This window comes from Pseudomonas sp. SDO5271_S396 (genome assembly GCF_054071795.1).
Genome location: NZ_JBSVWB010000008.1, coordinates 1 through 15,755, shown reverse-complemented (window position 1 = coordinate 15,755; position 15,755 = coordinate 1). Strand labels below are relative to the sequence as shown.

The following is a 15,755-nucleotide window of genomic DNA, read 5'->3' as shown; positions in this document are numbered from 1 at the left end:
GGCGGCATTTACCGTTGCGGGACACGGCCCGCCTGCTAAAAGCGCACTCCCGAGCAATCCTTGTTCAGGAAGTCGAGGGCGGCTAGTTGTTGATAAGTTCTGCGGCAACCGCCGCCAGATCGTCAAAAATCAAAGTGCCAACCGGCAGGTTTTTCGCCTGGGTCTTTTCGCCTTTTCCGGTCTTTACCAAAACGGGCTGAGAGTCGACGGCTTTGGCCGCTTCCAGGTCACCGAGGCTGTCCCCGACGAACCATATCCCAGCTAACGGCACCTTGTAATGTTCTGCAATGGTTTTCAACATGCCAGGCTTGGGTTTGCGGCAATCGCAGCCTTCATCCGGTCCGTGAGGGCAATACACCACCAGCCCCACTTCGCCGCCCTGCTCGGCCACCAACGTGCGCAGACGCGCGTGCATGGCCTCCAGGGTAGCGATGTCGTAATAGCCGCGGGCGATGCCGGACTGGTTGGTGGCGATGGCCACCGTCCAGCCGGCTTTGCTCAACTGCGCGATGGCCTCGATCGAGCCGGGCAGTGGCACCCACTCCGCCACTGACTTGATATACGCGTCGGAGTCGTAATTGATCACCCCGTCCCGATCGAGAATCAGCAGTTTCAACATGATCAGCCCAGTACGGAAATGTCAGCGATATTGATGAACAGGCCGCGCAGACGCGCCAGCATGGCGTAGCGGTTTTTCCGCACGCCGGCATCTTCGGCATTGATCATCACCGCTTCGAAGAACGCATCCACCGGTTCACGCAGGGTGGCCAGACGTGCGAGCGCCTCGGCATAGTTACGTTCGGCGATCAGCGGCTTCACCGCGTTTTCAGCTTTGGCGATGGCCGAGTTCAGCGAAAACTCCTTGGCATCGGCAAACAGGCCCGGGTCGACTTCGGCATTGCCCAGGCCTTCAGCCTTGCTCAGCAGGTTCGACACACGCTTGTTCACTGCGGCCAGGGCTTCGGCTTCCGGCAGCTTGCGGAAAGCCTGTACGGCCTGCACACGCTGATCGAAGTCCAGTGCCGACCCCGGTTGCAGGGCACGTACCGACAGGTACACCGACACGTCCACGCCCTCGTCTTCGTAACGCGCACGCAGGCGGTCGAAGATGAATTCCAGCACTTGCTCGGCCAGGCCGGCTTGCTTGACCTTGGCACCGAACTGGCCGACTGCGAACACCACGGCCTGGGTCAGGTCGAGGTCCAGCTGTTTGTCGATCAGGATACGCAGCACGCCCAGCGCGGCACGACGCAGCGCGTAGGGGTCTTTGCTGCCGGTAGGCAACATGCCGATACCGAAGATACCCACCAGGGTATCCAGCTTGTCGGCGATGGCTACGGCTGCGCCGGTCAAGGTGCTCGGCAATTCAGCACCGGCACCGCGCGGCATGTACTGCTCGTTCAGCGCCAGGGCCACATCGTCCGGCTCACCGTCGTTGAGAGCGTAGTAGTAGCCCGCAACACCCTGCATTTCCGGGAACTCGCCGACCATCTCGGTGGCCAGGTCGCACTTGGACAGCAGGCCCGCACGTGCCGCCCAGGCCGCGTCGCCGCCAATGCGCGGGGCAATGTAGGCGGCCAGCTTGGATACCCGCACGGCCTTGTCGTAGACGCTGCCGAGTTTTTCCTGGAACACCACGTTCTGCAGGCGCAGGTTGAAGTCTTCCAGCTTCTGCTTCTTGTCCTGCTTGAAGAAGAACTCGGCGTCGGTCAGACGCGGGCGCACGACTTTCTCGTTACCGGCGATGATTTGCTGCGGGTCCTTGCTCTCGATGTTGGCCACGGTGATGAAGCGCGGCAGCAGCTTGCCGTCCACGTCCAGCAGGCAGAAGTACTTCTGGTTGTCCTGCATGGTGGTGATCAGGGCTTCTTGCGGCACGTCGAGGAAACGCTCTTCGAACGAGCACACCAACGGCACCGGCCATTCCACCAACGCGGCCACTTCGTCCAGCAGGCTGGGTGGCACGATCGCGGTGCCTTCCTGCATGCGCGCCAGTTCTTCGGTGCGCTTGCTGATCAGCTCGCGACGCTCATTGGCGTCGGCCAGTACATAGGCGGCGCGCAGGTCGCTGAGGTAGTTGGCGGGCGACGTGATGCGCACGCTTTGCGGATGATGGAAGCGGTGGCCACGGGAATCGCGACCGGCCTTCTGAGCGAGGATGGTGCAGTCCACCACCTGGTCGCCGAGCAGCATCACCAACCATTGGGTTGGGCGCACGAACTCTTCCTTGCGCGCGGCCCAGCGCATGCGCTTGGGGATCGGCAGGTCGTTCAGGGAATCTTCAACGATGGTCGGCAGCAGGCTCGCGGTCGGCTTGCCCTGGATCACCTGGCTGAAGCGCAGTTTCGGGCCGCTCTGGTCGATTTCGCTCAGTTCCACGCCGCACTTCTTGGCGAAGCCCAGCGCGGCTTGGGTCGGATTGCCTTCGGCATCGAAAGCCGCCTGACGCGGCGGGCCGTCGAGGTTGATGCTGCGGTCCGGCTGCTGGGTTTCCAGCGCGGTCAGCAACACCGCCAGACGACGTGGCGCGGCATAGACTTTCTTGGCGGCGAATTTCACGCCGGCGGTCTGCAGGCCTTTTTCGATACCGGCCAGGAACGCATCGGCCAGGGTGTTCAGTGCCTTGGGTGGCAGCTCTTCGGTGCCCAGTTCAACCAGGAAATCTTGAGCACTCATTGTGCAGCCTCCAGCTTAGCCAACACTTCATCACGCAGGTCCGGGGTCGCCATCGGGAAGCCCAGCTTGGCGCGCGCCAGCAGGTAGGCTTGCGCAACGGAACGCGCCAGGGTGCGCACACGCAGGATGTATTGCTGACGCGCAGTCACCGAGATGGCGCGGCGGGCGTCCAGCAGGTTGAAGGTATGGGAGGCCTTCAACACCATTTCATAGCTTGGCAACGGCAGCGGCTGGTCGAGTTCGATCAGGCGCTTGGCTTCGCTTTCATAGAAGTCGAACAGTTCGAACAGTTTGTCGACGTTGGCATGTTCGAAGTTGTAGGTGGACTGTTCCACTTCGTTCTGGTGGAACACATCGCCATAGGTGACTTTGCCGAACGGGCCGTCAGCCCACACCAGGTCGTAGACCGAGTCCACGCCTTGCAGGTACATGGCCAGGCGTTCCAGGCCGTAGGTGATTTCGCCGGTCACCGGGTAGCACTCGATGCCGCCCGCCTGCTGGAAGTAAGTGAACTGCGTCACTTCCATGCCGTTGAGCCACACTTCCCAACCCAGGCCCCAGGCGCCCAGTGTCGGCGATTCCCAGTTGTCTTCGACGAAACGGATGTCGTGGACCAGCGGGTCCAGGCCGACGTGTTTCAACGAGCCCAGGTACAGCTCCTGGAAGTTTTCCGGGTTCGGCTTCAATACCACCTGGAACTGGTAGTAGTGCTGCAGGCGGTTGGGGTTTTCGCCGTAGCGGCCGTCGGTTGGGCGGCGGCTTGGCTGCACATAGGCGGCGTTCCAGGTTTCCGGACCGATGGCCCGCAGGAAGGTCGCGGTGTGGAAAGTGCCGGCGCCTACTTCCATATCGTAGGGCTGAAGTACCACACAACCTTGCTCGGCCCAGTATTGCTGGAGGGCGAGGATCAAGTCTTGGAAGGTACGCACGGCTGGCGTAGGCTGGCTCACGAAATTCACCTGTTACTTGGGCTGCGATTTAAAGAGCGGGAGTATACCCGATTCGGCCGCGCCACCATCCCCTGGAGCCTTATGCCACGCTGCTTTTGGTGTTCTGAAGATCCGCTGTACATGGCTTATCACGATCAGGAGTGGGGAACGCCGCTGCGCGACGCGCAGGGTTTGTTCGAGTTGCTTTTGCTTGAAGGGTTCCAGGCGGGCCTTTCCTGGATCACCGTTTTACGCAAACGCGAGCATTACCGAAAGGTCCTGTTCGGTTTCGACGCCCAGCGCCTGGCGCGCCTGACCGACGCCGAGATCGACGCGCTGATGCTCGACCCGGGCATCGTGCGCAATCGCTTGAAACTCAACGCCACCCGTCGCAACGCGGCTGCCTGGCTGGCGCTGGAGGATCCGGTGGGGTTGCTCTGGTCGTTCGTAGGCGGTGTACCGAAGATCAATCACTTCAAGGACCGCAGCGAAGTCCCGGCGATCACGTCCGAGGCCGAAGCCATGAGCAAGGCGCTGAAAAAAGCCGGTTTCACCTTTGTCGGCCCGACCATTTGCTACGCCTTCATGCAGGCCTCCGGCATGGTCATGGATCACACTCAGGACTGCGACCGTTACGCGGACCTGGCCCACGCCGGTTAGAATGCCGGCTTTGCGCACCACACACGATCAGGAGTGACCTGTGGAAAAGTTTAAAGGCGCCTTGCTGGTAGGCGCTCTCCGGTTGTTTGCCCTGTTGCCTTGGCGCGCGGTGCAAGCAGTGGGTTCGGCCATCGGCTGGATCATGTGGAAAACCCCCAACCGTTCACGCGACACGGTGCGGATCAACCTCTCCAAGTGCTTCCCGGACATGGACCCGACTGCGCGCGAGCGTCTGGTCGGCCAGAGCCTGATGGACATCGGCAAGTCCCTCACCGAAAGCGCCTGCGCCTGGATCTGGCCGGCGCAGCGCTCCATCGACCTGGTGCGCGAAGTCGAAGGCCTGGAAGTGCTGCACGAAGCGCTGGCCTCAGGCAAAGGCGTGGTCGGCATCACCAGCCACCTGGGCAACTGGGAAGTGTTGAACCACTTCTATTGCAACCAATGCAAACCGATCATTTTCTACCGCCCGCCCAAGCTCAAGGCGGTGGATGAGCTGTTGCAAAAACAGCGCGTGCAATTGGGTAACCGCGTGGCGGCGTCCACCAAAGAAGGCATCCTCAGCGTCATCAAGGAAGTGCGTAAAGGTGGCCAAGTGGGCATCCCGGCTGACCCTGAGCCGGCTGAATCGGCGGGGATCTTCGTGCCGTTCTTCGCCACCCAGGCGCTCACCAGCAAGTTCGTGCCGAACATGCTCGCAGGTGGCAAGGCGGTGGGCGTGTTTTTGCATGCGCTGCGGCTGCCGGACGGTTCGGGTTACAAAGTGATCCTGGAAGCGGCGCCGGAAGATATGTACAGCACCGACACCGCCACGTCCTGCGCGGCGATGAGCAAGGTGGTCGAGCGCTACGTCGGCGCCTACCCGAGCCAGTACATGTGGAGCATGAAGCGCTTCAAGAAACGCCCGCCGGGCGAGGCGCGCTGGTATTGATTGACCGCTGATCTCCCTGACAACGGAGGTCAAATGTGGGAGCTGGCTTGCCTGCGATGCGGGCAACTCGGTGTTTCATTCATACCGAGGTGATGCCATCGCAGGCAAGCCAGCTCCCACAGGGGATCCGCTCAGGGCTGGCGGTCGAGTTTCTTCAGGAACACCGTCATCTCTTTTTCGGCCTGCTTGTCGCCGTGGGCCTGGGCCGCTTCAATGCCCTGCTCCCACGCCAACCGCGCTGCTGCGCGGTCTTCCAGCCCCAACTGCGCCTTGCCCAAGAGCTTCCAGGCCGCCGAATACTTTGGATCGAATTCCACGCACTTGCGCAAATGCTCCGCCGCCCTGGCGTTGTCCTTCAGGTCCAGATAACCCTTGCCCAGGCCAAAGCGCAGCAGCGAATTATCCACACCCTTGGCGAGCATTTTTTCCAGCGATTCCAGCATCGTCAGCCCTCCCTCTGAAATACGATCCCCTGTGGGAGCGGGCTTGCCCGCGATGAGATCCGCACAGGCACTCAAGAGCTTCGATCAGAAAAAACTCAGCCCCACGTGGAACAACTTCTCCACATCGCGGATATGTTTCTTGTCCACCAGGAACAGGATCACATGGTCTCCGGTAGCGATGACCGTGTCGTCATGCGCAATGATCACCTCCTCATCGCGGATGATCGCGCCAATCGTGGTGCCCGGTGGCAGGCCGATGTCGCGGATGGCTTTGCCGATCACCTTGCTCGACTTGGCGTCACCGTGGGCAATCGCCTCGATGGCTTCCGCCGCGCCCCGGCGCAGGGAGTGTACGCTGACGATATCGCCACGGCGCACGTGGGCCAGCAAGGTGCCGATGGTGGCGAGTTGCGGGCTGATGGCGATGTCGATATCACCGCCCTGGATGAGATCCACGTAGGCCGGGTTGTTGATGATGGTCATCACCTTCTTTGCCCCCAGCCGCTTGGCCAGCAGCGAAGACATGATGTTGGCCTCGTCGTCGTTGGTCAGGGCCAGGAAGATATCGGCGTCGGCGATGTTTTCTTCCAGCAGCAAATCGCGGTCCGAGGCGCTGCCTTGAAGTACGACGGTGCTGTCGAGGTTGTCGGACAAATACCGGCAGCGCGCCGGGTTCATCTCGATGATCTTCACTTGGTAACGGCTCTCGATGGCCTCGGCCAGGCGCTCGCCAATCTGCCCGCCACCGGCGATCACGATACGTTTGTAGTTTTCGTCGAGCCGGCGCATTTCACTCATCACCGCGCGAATGTTGGCTTTGGCGGCGATGAAAAACACTTCGTCGTCAGCCTCGATCACGGTGTCGCCCTGGGGCAGGATCGGCCGATCGCGTCGGAAAATCGCCGCGACGCGGGTCTCCACATTGGGCATGTGTTCGCGCAGTTGGCGCAGTTGCTGGCCCACCAGCGGGCCGCCGTAATAGGCCTTGACCGCGACCAGTTGCGCCTTGCTGTCGGCGAAGTCGATCACCTGCAAGGCACCGGGGATTTCGATCAGGCGCTTGATGTAGTGAGTGACCACCTGCTCGGGACTGATCAGTACATCCACCGGGATGGCGTCGTTGTCGAACAGGCCGGCGCGGGTCAGGTAGGCCGCTTCGCGCACGCGGGCGATTTTGGTCGGGGTATGAAACAAAGTGTGCGCGACCTGACAGGCGACCATGTTGGTTTCGTCACTGTTGGTCACGGCTACCAGCATGTCGGCATCGTCGGCGCCGGCCTGGCGCAGCACGGTCGGGAATGACGCACGGCCTTGAACCGTACGGATGTCCAGGCGGTCACCGAGGTCGCGCAGGCGCTCGCTGTCGGTGTCGACCACCGTGATGTCGTTGGCTTCGCTGGCCAAGTGTTCGGCCAGGGTGCCACCGACTTGCCCTGCCCCAAGGATGATGATTTTCATCCGGTCACTCCCTTAAACCCGTTCAGCCGCGCGCAGCGGCGATCTTGATCAGTTTGGCGTAGTAGAAGCCATCGTGTCCGCCTTCCTGTGCGAGCAACTGGCGACCGTGGGGCTGCTTGATACCGGCTTGCGTGGCGAGGTCCAGCTCCCGTGCGCCGCTGGTGCGGGCGAGGAAGGCGTCGATGACCTCGGTGTTTTCGGTGGGCAAGGTCGAGCAGGTGGCGTACAGCAGGATGCCGCCCACTTCCAGGGTCTGCCACATTGCGTCGAGCAGTTCGCCTTGCAGTGTGGCCAGGGCCGCAATGTCATCGGGCTGGCGCGTGAGTTTGATGTCCGGGTGGCGGCGGATCACGCCGGTGGCCGAGCACGGCGCGTCGAGCAGGATGCGCTGGAACGGCTTGCCGTCCCACCAGGTGGCAGTGTCACGACCATCGGCAGCGATCAGCTCCGCACTGAGGCCCAGGCGCGCCAGGTTCTCGCGCACGCGCACCAGGCGCTTGGCTTCGAGGTCGACGGCGACCACACCGGCCAGGTCTTTTTCGACTTCCAGAATGTGACATGTCTTGCCGCCGGGTGCGCAGCACGCGTCGAGCACGCGCTGGCCAGGGGCGAGGTCGAGCAGGTCGGCAGCCAGTTGCGCAGCCTCGTCCTGCACGCTGATCCAGCCTTCGGCAAAGCCCGGCAGGCTGCGCACGTCGGTGGCGGATTCGAGCACGATGCCGTCGACGCTGTACACGCAGGGCGTGGCCTGGATGCCAGCGTCAGTGAGCAGTTGCAGGTAGGCGTCGCGGCGGTGATGGCGGCGGTTGACCCGCAAAATCATCGGCGGGTGCGCGTTGTTGGCGGCGCAGATGGCTTCCCATTGCTCGGGCCAGAACGCTTTCAACGACTTCTGCAGCCAACGCGGGTGAGCGGTACGCACCACCGGATCGCGTTCCAACTCGGCCAGCAGCGCTTCGTTTTCACGTTGGGCGCGGCGCAGTACGGCGTTGATCAAGGCCTTGGCCCAGGGCTTTTTCAGCTTGTCGGCGCAACCGACGGTCTCACCGATGGCTGCGTGGGCCGGTACGCGGGTGTAGAGCAGTTGATAGAGGCCCACCAGCAACAGCGCTTCCACATCCGCATCGGCGGCTTTGAATGGTTTTTGCAGCAGCTTGGCCGCCAGCGCCGACAACCGCGGCTGCCAGCGCGCGGTGCCGAACGCCAGGTCCTGGGTAAAGCCGCGGTCGCGGTCTTCGACCTTGTCCAACTGCGTGGGCAACGAACTGTTCAGCGACGCCTTGCCGTTGAGGACTGCGGCGAGGGCCTTGGCGGCGGCCAGACGTGGATTCATTGAGCGGGTGCTCCGAGAACTGTGCCCAAGGCAAATTTCTCACGGCGGCTGTTGAACAGGTCGCTGAAATTAAGCGCCTTGCCGCCGGGCAATTGCAGACGGGTCAGACACAGCGCCTGCTCACCGCAGGCGACCACCAGGCCCTCCTTGCTGGCGCCGATGATTTCACCCGGGGCACCTGTGCCTTCTGCCAGGGCGGCGGCGAGTACCTTCAAGGCTTCGCCGTCGAGGGTGCTGTGGCAGATCGGCCATGGATTGAAAGCACGCACCAAACGTTCCAGGTCCACGGCCGGGCGCTGCCAGTCGATGCGCGCTTCGTCCTTGTTCAGCTTGTGCGCATAGGTGGCCAGGCTGTCGTCCTGCACTTCGCCTTCCAGGGTACCGGCGGCCAGGCCGGCGATGGCCTGTACCACGGCAGGCGGGCCGAGTTCGGCGAGACGGTCGTGCAGGCTGCCGCCGGTGTCGTCGACGGTAATTGGGGTGGTGACTTTGAGCAGCATCGGGCCAGTGTCCAGGCCCGCTTCCATGCGCATCACGGTCACGCCGCTTTCGTGGTCGCCGGCTTCCACGGCGCGCTGGATCGGCGCCGCGCCCCGCCAGCGTGGCAGCAGCGAAGCATGGCTGTTGATGCAACCCAGACGCGGAATATCCAACACGGCTTGCGGCAGGATCAAGCCGTAGGCCACCACCACCAGCAGGTCCGGCTTCAAGGCCGCCAGTTCGGCCTGAGCTTCGGCGTTGCGCAGGGTCGGCGGTTGCAGCACGGGGAGGTTGTGCTCCAGCGCCAACTGCTTGACCGGGCTTGGAATCAGTTTTTGCCCGCGACCGGCCGGGCGATCCGGCTGGGTGTACACCGCGACGATGTCATAAGGGCTGGCAAGCAGCGCCTTGAGGTGTTCGGCAGCGAATTCGGGAGTGCCGGCAAAAACAATGCGCAGTGGCTCGGTCATGGGAGGTCTCGGTTAAAAGCAGTCACAAAAGAAAAAGGCTTGCCGCAGCAAGCCTTTGGAAGGAGGGCATCAAGCTTGCTGGCGATGCTTTTTTTCCAGCTTCTTCTTGATCCGGTCACGTTTGAGCGTGGACAGGTAATCGACAAACAGCTTGCCGTTGAGGTGGTCGCACTCGTGCTGGATGCACACCGCCAGCAGGCCTTCGGCGATCAGTTCGAACGGTTTGCCGTCGCGGTCCAGGGCCTTGATCTTCACGCGCAGCGGACGTTCGACGTTCTCGTAGAACTCCGGCACCGACAGGCAGCCTTCCTGGTATTCGCCCATCTCGTCGGTCAGCGGTTCGAACTCGGGGTTGATGTACACCATCGGCTCGCTGCGATCTTCCGAAAGGTCCATGACCACGACGCGCTGATGCACGTTGACCTGGGTGGCGGCGAGGCCAATGCCCGGGGCTTCATACATTGTTTCAAACATGTCATCGACCAACTGACGAACCTTGTCGTCCACTACGGCCACCGGTTTGGCGATCGTGCGCAGGCGCGAGTCGGGGAATTCGAGGATGTTCAAAATAGCCATAAGCGTAATTGCTGCACATGTGAGGTAGAGGCAAATCGGCGTTGGGATGGACCCAGACAGCCGGTGTGAAACGCCTAAAAGCCACGAAGGCACGGGCATTTCACGCGAACGCACATAATAAAGGAGATTCACCCCATGAGGAAATCGCTACTCGTCTTGCTGTTGTGGGCGCCGCTCGCCTCGGCCCTGCTACCCCCACCCCTTCAGCGTCTGGATCAACCGACGCAACACGCCATCCAGCGTTTTTTACTGCACAACCGTATTCTCGATAGCCCCCAGGACCTGGACCACGCGCCCTACATCGTTGCGGCCGATACAGGCCGCGTGCTGGGCGCCAACGGCGACCGCGTACACGCGCGGGGCAACCTGGACCCGGTACAAGCGAGTTACGGGATCTTCCGCCGGGGCAAGGCCTACGTTGACCCGCAAACCCGCGAGCTGCTCGGCATCAACGTCGACGACATCGGTACCGCGCGCTTCGTCATGGCTGGCGACGTCACCACCCTGGCGGTGCAGCGGGTCACCCAGGAAATACGCCCTGGCGACCGCCTGTTGCGAGCCGAGCCACCTGTGACGCTGGCAGAGCCGGCAACCGCGAACGTCACGCCTGCGCTCTCGGGCCACATCATCGATATTCCCAAGGGCGTCACCCAGATCGGCGTGCTGGACGCCGTGACCTTGAACAAAGGACGCCGCGACGGCCTTGTCGAAGGCCAGTTATTGGCGGTCATCAAGGCGGGCGCCAGCGTTCGCGACACCCTCACCGGCGTCCCGGTGAAATTTCCGGACGTGCGTGCGGGCACGCTGCTGGTGTTTCGCACCTACGAAAAGCTCAGTTACGGCCTGGTCCTCAGCGCCTCACAGCCGCTGGCGGTGATGGACCGATTCGAGACCGCCCATCAAACGCAATAAGTAGGTGGCTAAACAAGTTACCAACAGAGTTATCCACAGCTTGTTCCGGTCAAGGATGATCCGATGTATCCGATAAACAGCAGTGAAATTTCCCCGGCAGAGCTGGAAGCGCGACTACGCTTGCACAGGCTGCCGGAGTTGGGTCCGAAGCGTTTTCGTCTGCTGATCGAGGCGTTCGGCAGCGCGTCGAAGGCCATCAGCGCACCCGCCAGAGCCTGGCGCTCCCTTGGGTTGCCTGCCATCAGTGCAGAGGCGCGGCGCAGTCATGAAGTGCGCGAGGGTGCCGGTCAGGCACTGGCATGGCTGGCCCGTCCGGCCCAGCATTTGCTGATGTGGGACCAACCGGAGTACCCCGCGTTGCTCGCCCAGATCGACGACGCGCCACCGCTTTTGTTCGTCGCCGGCGCGCCAGATATCCTGGAAAAACCCCAACTGGCGATGGTCGGCAGCCGTCGTGCATCACGCCCTGGCATGGACACCGCCGCGGCCTTTTCCCGCAGCCTGGCAAGCGCCGGTTTTGTCATTACCAGCGGCCTCGCCTTGGGCATCGATGGCGCGGCACACCAGGCGGCACTCGACGTGGGTGGCCAGACAATTGGCGTACTCGGCACCGGGCTGGAAAATTTTTATCCACAACGCCATCGACGGCTTGCGGCGGCGATGATCGACCAAGGCAGCGCCGTGGTTTCCGAGTTTCCACTGGATGCTCCGCCCCAGGCCGGCAACTTTCCCCGGCGCAACCGCATCATCAGTGGTTTGTCGTTGGGGGTGCTGGTGGTCGAGGCCAGCATGGCCAGTGGCTCGCTGATCACGGCCAAGCTTGCGGCCGAACAAGGGCGCGAGGTGTATGCCATCCCGGGCTCGATCCACCACCCCGGTGCCAAAGGCTGCCATCAATTGATCCGCGAAGGCGCCACGCTGGTGGAAACCATCGAGCACATTCTGGAAGGCCTGCGCGGCTGGCAAGCAGCGTCCCGGCCAGCACCGATACCGGTGACACACCCGCTGGTGGCGCTGTTGCACGCGGCGCCCCACACCAGTGAAGGATTGGCGATTGCCAGTGGTCGACCCTTGTCCCAGGTGCTGGCGACCCTGACCGAGCTTGAACTGGAGGGTCAGGTGATCTGCGAAGGTGGGCGCTGGCTTGCACGCAGCGAGCTTTTGTAACTGGGTTTTGTAGAGAAGATCGGTAAACTGCGCAGAGCTTTATTCCGGAGAGTGAACAATGGTCAACAGGTGGCGTGTGCTTGAAGCCGCGCGAGAAATTCGCGCGGGCGCGGTGATTGCCTATCCAACCGAGGCAGTGTGGGGCCTGGGCTGCGACCCTTGGAATGAAGAAGCCGTGGACCGTCTGTTGGCGATCAAGAACCGTTCGGTGGACAAGGGTCTGATTCTGGTCGCCGACAACATCCGCCAGTTCGATTTCCTGTTCGAAGACTTCCCGGACACCTGGATCGACCGCATGGCCAGCACCTGGCCAGGGCCGAATACCTGGCTGGTGCCGCACCAGAACCTGCTGCCGGAATGGGTCACCGGGGTGCATGACACCGTGGCCCTGCGGGTCAGTGATCATCCTTTGGTGCGGGATTTGTGCGCCGAGGTCGGCCCGCTGATTTCCACGTCGGCCAACCCCCAGGGCCGCCCCGCCGCGCGCTCTCGGTTGCGGGTGGAGCAATATTTCCGTGGCCAACTGGACCTGGTATTGGGCGGCGCCCTGGGCGGGCGCAAGAACCCGAGCCTGATCCGCGACCTGGCGACCGGGGATGTGGTGCGGCCTTCTTAAGACCGAGGCGCTGCCATCGCGGGCAAGTCGAAGCGTCGAACCGCCGCTCCCACACTTGATTGTGTTCATAAATCAAAATGTGGGAGCGGGCTTGCCCGCGAAGAGGCTCTTACAGACTCCAGATATCCATTGTCTTACGGCAACAAAATGGTCGATCCGGTCGTCCGCCGCCCCGACAACTCCGTCTGCGCCTTCGCCGCGTCTGCCAGCGAGTAGCGCTGGTTGATATCGATGCGCACCTTGCCGCTCTGGATCATCGCGAACAGATCGTCGGCCATCCGTTGCAGATCCGTCGGGTTGCTGGCGTAAGTCGCCAGCGTCGGGCGGGTGACGTACAGCGAGCCCTTGGCGGCCAGAATCCCCAGGTTCACTCCGTCCACCGCACCCGATGCGTTGCCGAAGCTCACCACCAGTCCCCGTGGCGCGACGCTGTCGAGGGAGGTCAGCCAGGTGTCCTTGCCGACGCCGTCATACACCACCGGTACCTTTTTACCGTCGGTCAGTTCCAGCACGCGTTGTGCGACATTTTCCTTGCTGTAATCGATGGTTTCCCAGGCACCGAGGGACTTGGCCAGCGCGGCCTTTTCCGGCGAGCTCACCGTACCGATCAGCTTCACGCCGAGGGCCTTGGCCCATTGGCAAGCCAGGGAACCTACGCCACCGGCGGCGGCGTGGAACAGGATGGTCTCGCCGCCCTTGAGCTCATAGGTCTGGCGCAGCAGGTACTGCACGGTCAGTCCCTTGAGCATCGCGCCGGCGGCTTGTTCGAAGCTGATATCGTCCGGCAAGTGCACCAGGTTGGCAGCGGGCAGCACGTGCAGGTCGCTGTATGCGCCCAGCGGACCGCTGCCGTAGGCGACGCGATCGCCGGCCTTGAACCGGGTGACGTCACTGCCCACCGCATCGACCACACCCGCGCCCTCTGCGCCCAACCCCGATGGCAACGCCGGCGGTGCATACAGGCCACTGCGGAAATAGGTGTCGATGAAGTTCAAGCCGATCGCCTCGTTGCGCACGCGAACCTGCTGCGGGCCCGGTTCGGCCGGTGTGTAGTCCACGTACTCAAGCACTTCGGGGCCGCCATGGGCACGGAACTGGATACGTTTGGCCATCTGCTCTCTCCTTGGGTCAATGTCGCGAAGCCCCCTATCGGACTCCTAAGCTTGATCTTCGTCAACTGTGGTGGCGCCCGGTGCGGTGGTATCCTGTGCGCCCATTTGCCGCCGACGCCCGATGGCCTCGTGTAGCTTTGCCCGATTCAAGGTGATGCCATGACTACCCGCACCGAGGCTGTAAAGGCCTACCTGCTTGACCTGCAAGACCGCATTTGCAGCGCCCTGGAAACCTTCGAGACGGACACTCGCTTTATCGAAGACGCCTGGACCCGGCCTGCCGGCGGCGGTGGCCGCACCCGTGTGATCGCGAATGGTTCGGTGATTGAAAAGGGCGGCGTCAACTTTTCCCACGTGTTTGGCAGCGGTCTTCCGCCGTCCGCCAGTGCCCATCGACCTGAACTGGCCGGTCGTGGCTTCGAAGCCCTGGGCGTGTCGCTGGTGATCCACCCGCACAACCCCCATGTACCGACATCCCACGCCAACGTGCGCTTTTTCATCGCCGAAAAAGACGGCGAAGAGCCGGTGTGGTGGTTCGGTGGCGGTTTCGACCTCACGCCCTACTACGGCAACGAAGAAGACTGCATCCACTGGCACCGCGTGGCCGAGCAGGCGTGTGCGCCGTTCGGCCCGGACGTGTATGCGCGCTACAAGGCCTGGTGCGACACCTATTTCCATATCAAGCATCGCAATGAGCCCCGTGGCATCGGCGGCCTGTTCTTCGATGACTTGAACGAATGGGACTTCGACACCTGCTTCGCCTTCATCCGCGCCATTGGCGACGCGTACATCGACGCCTATCTGCCCATCGTGCAGCGCCGCAAGGCCATGGCTTATACCGAGCAGCAGCGCGAGTTCCAGGAGTTCCGGCGCGGACGCTATGTCGAGTTCAATCTGGTCTACGACCGGGGCACCCTGTTCGGCCTGCAATCGGGCGGGCGTACCGAGTCGATCCTGATGTCGCTGCCACCGCAAGTGCGCTGGAGCTATGACTGGAAAGCCGAAGCCGGCAGCGAAGAGGCGCGTCTCACCGATTATTTCCTGCAGGACCGCGACTGGCTGGGCATCGCCGCGCCCAAGGCGGCTGTCTGATGGACCGTTATGTCGTGTTCGGCAACCCCATCGGCCACAGCAAGTCGCCGTTGATCCACCGCCTGTTTGCCCAGCAGACCGGCGAGCAGTTGGACTACAGCACGCTGCTGGCGCCGCTGGAGGATTTCACCGGCTGTGCCCGTGAGTTCTTTCAGCAAGGCCGTGGCGCCAATGTCACAGTCCCGTTCAAGGAGGAGGCCTATCGCCTGGTCAACACCCTGACGGAGCGCGCCCAACGTGCCGGTGCGGTGAACACCCTGAGCAAGCGGGCCGATGGCAGCCTGCTCGGTGATAACACCGACGGTGCCGGCCTGGTGCGCGACCTGACCGTCAACGCCGGATTGAACCTGCAAGGCAAACGCATCCTGTTGCTGGGCGCGGGCGGCGCGGTACGTGGTGCGCTGGAGCCACTGCTGGCCGAGCAGCCGGGTTCGCTGATCATCGCCAATCGCACGGTGGAAAAGGCCGAATTGCTCGCCGGACTGTTCGACGACCTGGGCCCGGTGTCGGCCAGCGGTTTCGATTGGCTGAGCGAGCCGGTGGACCTGATCATCAATGCCACGTCCGCCAGCCTGTCAGGCGATGTACCGCCGATTGCCGGCAGCCTTATCGAGCCGGGCAAGACCTTTTGCTACGACATGATGTACGCCAAGGAACCCACCGCGTTTTGCCGCTGGGCCACTGAGCAAGGTGCAGCCGTGGCGATGGATGGTTTGGGGATGCTCGTTGAGCAGGCCGCGGAAGCGTTCTTCCTGTGGCGGGGGGTGCGCCCGGAGTCGGCACCGGTGCTCGCCGAACTGCGTCGCCAGTTGGCTTGAAGCCAACCTGATGTGGGCACGGTCAATGTGGGAGCTGGCTTGCCTGCGATAGCGGTGTGTCAGTACCCAATGAGCGGGCTGATAC

General features: G+C 62.6%; 16 protein-coding genes. 7 read left to right on the top strand and 9 right to left on the bottom strand.

Annotated elements, in window-relative coordinates; genetic code table 11:
• Positions 1 to 82 precede the first annotated feature (82 nt).
• The 3 genes from gmhB to glyQ are packed head-to-tail and all read right to left on the bottom strand — an operon-like array spanning position 83 to position 3,626.
• On the bottom strand, positions 83 to 622 hold the full coding sequence (gene gmhB / locus ACW9IN_RS08555) for a D-glycero-beta-D-manno-heptose 1,7-bisphosphate 7-phosphatase (protein WP_457365573.1): 540 nt from the start codon (positions 620 to 622) through the stop codon (positions 83 to 85).
• Complete coding sequence (gene glyS / locus ACW9IN_RS08550; protein WP_457365469.1) at positions 622 to 2,676, bottom strand: glycine--tRNA ligase subunit beta; 2,055 nt, start codon at positions 2,674 to 2,676, stop codon at positions 622 to 624. The genes gmhB and glyS overlap by 1 nt, the downstream gene beginning before the upstream one ends.
• A complete protein-coding gene (gene glyQ / locus ACW9IN_RS08545) occupies positions 2,673 to 3,626 on the bottom strand; it encodes a glycine--tRNA ligase subunit alpha (RefSeq protein ID WP_022641565.1) in 954 nt (317 codons plus the stop codon). The genes glyS and glyQ overlap by 4 nt, the downstream gene beginning before the upstream one ends.
• An 81-nt stretch (positions 3,627 to 3,707) precedes the next feature.
• Between glyQ and ACW9IN_RS08540 the strand changes: the two genes are divergently transcribed.
• Positions 3,708 to 4,265: a DNA-3-methyladenine glycosylase I gene (locus ACW9IN_RS08540; RefSeq protein WP_457365468.1), complete on the top strand. Its 558-nt coding sequence runs from the start codon at positions 3,708 to 3,710 to the stop codon at positions 4,263 to 4,265.
• A 40-nt stretch (positions 4,266 to 4,305) separates the two neighbouring features.
• Positions 4,306 to 5,193, top strand: a complete 888-nt coding sequence (locus tag ACW9IN_RS08535) for a lysophospholipid acyltransferase (protein ID WP_457365467.1) — start codon at positions 4,306 to 4,308, stop codon at positions 5,191 to 5,193.
• A gap of 131 nt (positions 5,194 to 5,324) precedes the next feature.
• On the opposite strand, the gene ACW9IN_RS08530 is transcribed toward ACW9IN_RS08535, so the two are convergent.
• From ACW9IN_RS08530 to def, 5 genes are all read right to left on the bottom strand, one after another.
• Entirely contained in the window at positions 5,325 to 5,636 is a 312-nt protein-coding gene (locus tag ACW9IN_RS08530) for a hypothetical protein (RefSeq protein ID WP_457365466.1), read from the bottom strand.
• Between the two features lie 84 nt (positions 5,637 to 5,720).
• Positions 5,721 to 7,094: a Trk system potassium transporter TrkA gene (gene trkA / locus ACW9IN_RS08525; protein ID WP_457365465.1), complete on the bottom strand. Its 1,374-nt coding sequence runs from the start codon at positions 7,092 to 7,094 to the stop codon at positions 5,721 to 5,723.
• Positions 7,095 to 7,116: 22 nt separating this feature from the next.
• Entirely contained in the window at positions 7,117 to 8,427 is a 1,311-nt protein-coding gene (rsmB, locus tag ACW9IN_RS08520; RefSeq protein ID WP_457365464.1) for a 16S rRNA (cytosine(967)-C(5))-methyltransferase RsmB, read from the bottom strand.
• Entirely contained in the window at positions 8,424 to 9,377 is a 954-nt protein-coding gene (fmt, locus tag ACW9IN_RS08515) for a methionyl-tRNA formyltransferase (protein WP_457365463.1), read from the bottom strand. The genes rsmB and fmt overlap by 4 nt, the downstream gene beginning before the upstream one ends.
• A 69-nt stretch (positions 9,378 to 9,446) precedes the next feature.
• On the bottom strand, positions 9,447 to 9,953 hold the full coding sequence (gene def / locus ACW9IN_RS08510; RefSeq protein ID WP_016978734.1) for a peptide deformylase: 507 nt from the start codon (positions 9,951 to 9,953) through the stop codon (positions 9,447 to 9,449).
• A gap of 135 nt (positions 9,954 to 10,088) precedes the next feature.
• Here def and ACW9IN_RS08505 point away from each other — a divergent pair, with 135 nt between their 5' ends.
• The 3 genes from ACW9IN_RS08505 (at position 10,089) to ACW9IN_RS08495 (ending at position 12,648) form a co-directional block, all read left to right on the top strand.
• Positions 10,089 to 10,865, top strand: a complete 777-nt coding sequence (locus ACW9IN_RS08505; RefSeq protein ID WP_457365462.1) for a peptidoglycan-binding protein — start codon at positions 10,089 to 10,091, stop codon at positions 10,863 to 10,865.
• Between the two features lie 63 nt (positions 10,866 to 10,928).
• Entirely contained in the window at positions 10,929 to 12,032 is a 1,104-nt protein-coding gene (gene dprA, locus ACW9IN_RS08500) for a DNA-processing protein DprA (protein WP_457365461.1), read from the top strand.
• A gap of 58 nt (positions 12,033 to 12,090) precedes the next feature.
• Complete coding sequence (locus tag ACW9IN_RS08495) at positions 12,091 to 12,648, top strand: L-threonylcarbamoyladenylate synthase (RefSeq protein ID WP_457365460.1); 558 nt, start codon at positions 12,091 to 12,093, stop codon at positions 12,646 to 12,648.
• A gap of 134 nt (positions 12,649 to 12,782) precedes the next feature.
• On the opposite strand, the gene ACW9IN_RS08490 is transcribed toward ACW9IN_RS08495, so the two are convergent.
• Positions 12,783 to 13,760, bottom strand: coding sequence for a quinone oxidoreductase family protein (locus ACW9IN_RS08490; RefSeq protein WP_457365459.1), 978 nt, complete (start codon positions 13,758 to 13,760; stop codon positions 12,783 to 12,785).
• A gap of 159 nt (positions 13,761 to 13,919) precedes the next feature.
• Between ACW9IN_RS08490 and hemF the strand changes: the two genes are divergently transcribed.
• Both hemF and aroE read left to right on the top strand, forming a co-directional pair.
• Entirely contained in the window at positions 13,920 to 14,852 is a 933-nt protein-coding gene (gene hemF / locus ACW9IN_RS08485) for an oxygen-dependent coproporphyrinogen oxidase (protein WP_457365458.1), read from the top strand.
• On the top strand, positions 14,852 to 15,670 hold the full coding sequence (gene aroE / locus ACW9IN_RS08480; RefSeq protein WP_457365457.1) for a shikimate dehydrogenase: 819 nt from the start codon (positions 14,852 to 14,854) through the stop codon (positions 15,668 to 15,670). The genes hemF and aroE overlap by 1 nt, the downstream gene beginning before the upstream one ends.
• The last annotated feature ends 85 nt before the right edge of the window (positions 15,671 to 15,755 follow it).

What these genes read in the sequence shown, in the direction of transcription:
- glyS (WP_457365469.1), bottom strand. Translation starts at nt 2,676, where the DNA reads ATGAGTGCTCAAGATTTCCTGGTTGAACTGGGCACCGAAGAGCTGCCA.
- ACW9IN_RS08540 (WP_457365468.1), top strand. Translation starts at nt 3,708, where the DNA reads ATGCCACGCTGCTTTTGGTGTTCTGAAGATCCGCTGTACATGGCTTAT.
- ACW9IN_RS08530 (WP_457365466.1), bottom strand. Translation starts at nt 5,636, where the DNA reads ATGCTGGAATCGCTGGAAAAAATGCTCGCCAAGGGTGTGGATAATTCG.
- trkA (WP_457365465.1), bottom strand. Translation starts at nt 7,094, where the DNA reads ATGAAAATCATCATCCTTGGGGCAGGGCAAGTCGGTGGCACCCTGGCC.
- rsmB (WP_457365464.1), bottom strand. Translation starts at nt 8,427, where the DNA reads ATGAATCCACGTCTGGCCGCCGCCAAGGCCCTCGCCGCAGTCCTCAAC.
- fmt (WP_457365463.1), bottom strand. Translation starts at nt 9,377, where the DNA reads ATGACCGAGCCACTGCGCATTGTTTTTGCCGGCACTCCCGAATTCGCT.
- def (WP_016978734.1), bottom strand. Translation starts at nt 9,953, where the DNA reads ATGGCTATTTTGAACATCCTCGAATTCCCCGACTCGCGCCTGCGCACG.
- ACW9IN_RS08505 (WP_457365462.1), top strand. Translation starts at nt 10,089, where the DNA reads ATGAGGAAATCGCTACTCGTCTTGCTGTTGTGGGCGCCGCTCGCCTCG.
- dprA (WP_457365461.1), top strand. Translation starts at nt 10,929, where the DNA reads ATGTATCCGATAAACAGCAGTGAAATTTCCCCGGCAGAGCTGGAAGCG.
- ACW9IN_RS08495 (WP_457365460.1), top strand. Translation starts at nt 12,091, where the DNA reads ATGGTCAACAGGTGGCGTGTGCTTGAAGCCGCGCGAGAAATTCGCGCG.
- ACW9IN_RS08490 (WP_457365459.1), bottom strand. Translation starts at nt 13,760, where the DNA reads ATGGCCAAACGTATCCAGTTCCGTGCCCATGGCGGCCCCGAAGTGCTT.
- hemF (WP_457365458.1), top strand. Translation starts at nt 13,920, where the DNA reads ATGACTACCCGCACCGAGGCTGTAAAGGCCTACCTGCTTGACCTGCAA.
- aroE (WP_457365457.1), top strand. Translation starts at nt 14,852, where the DNA reads ATGGACCGTTATGTCGTGTTCGGCAACCCCATCGGCCACAGCAAGTCG.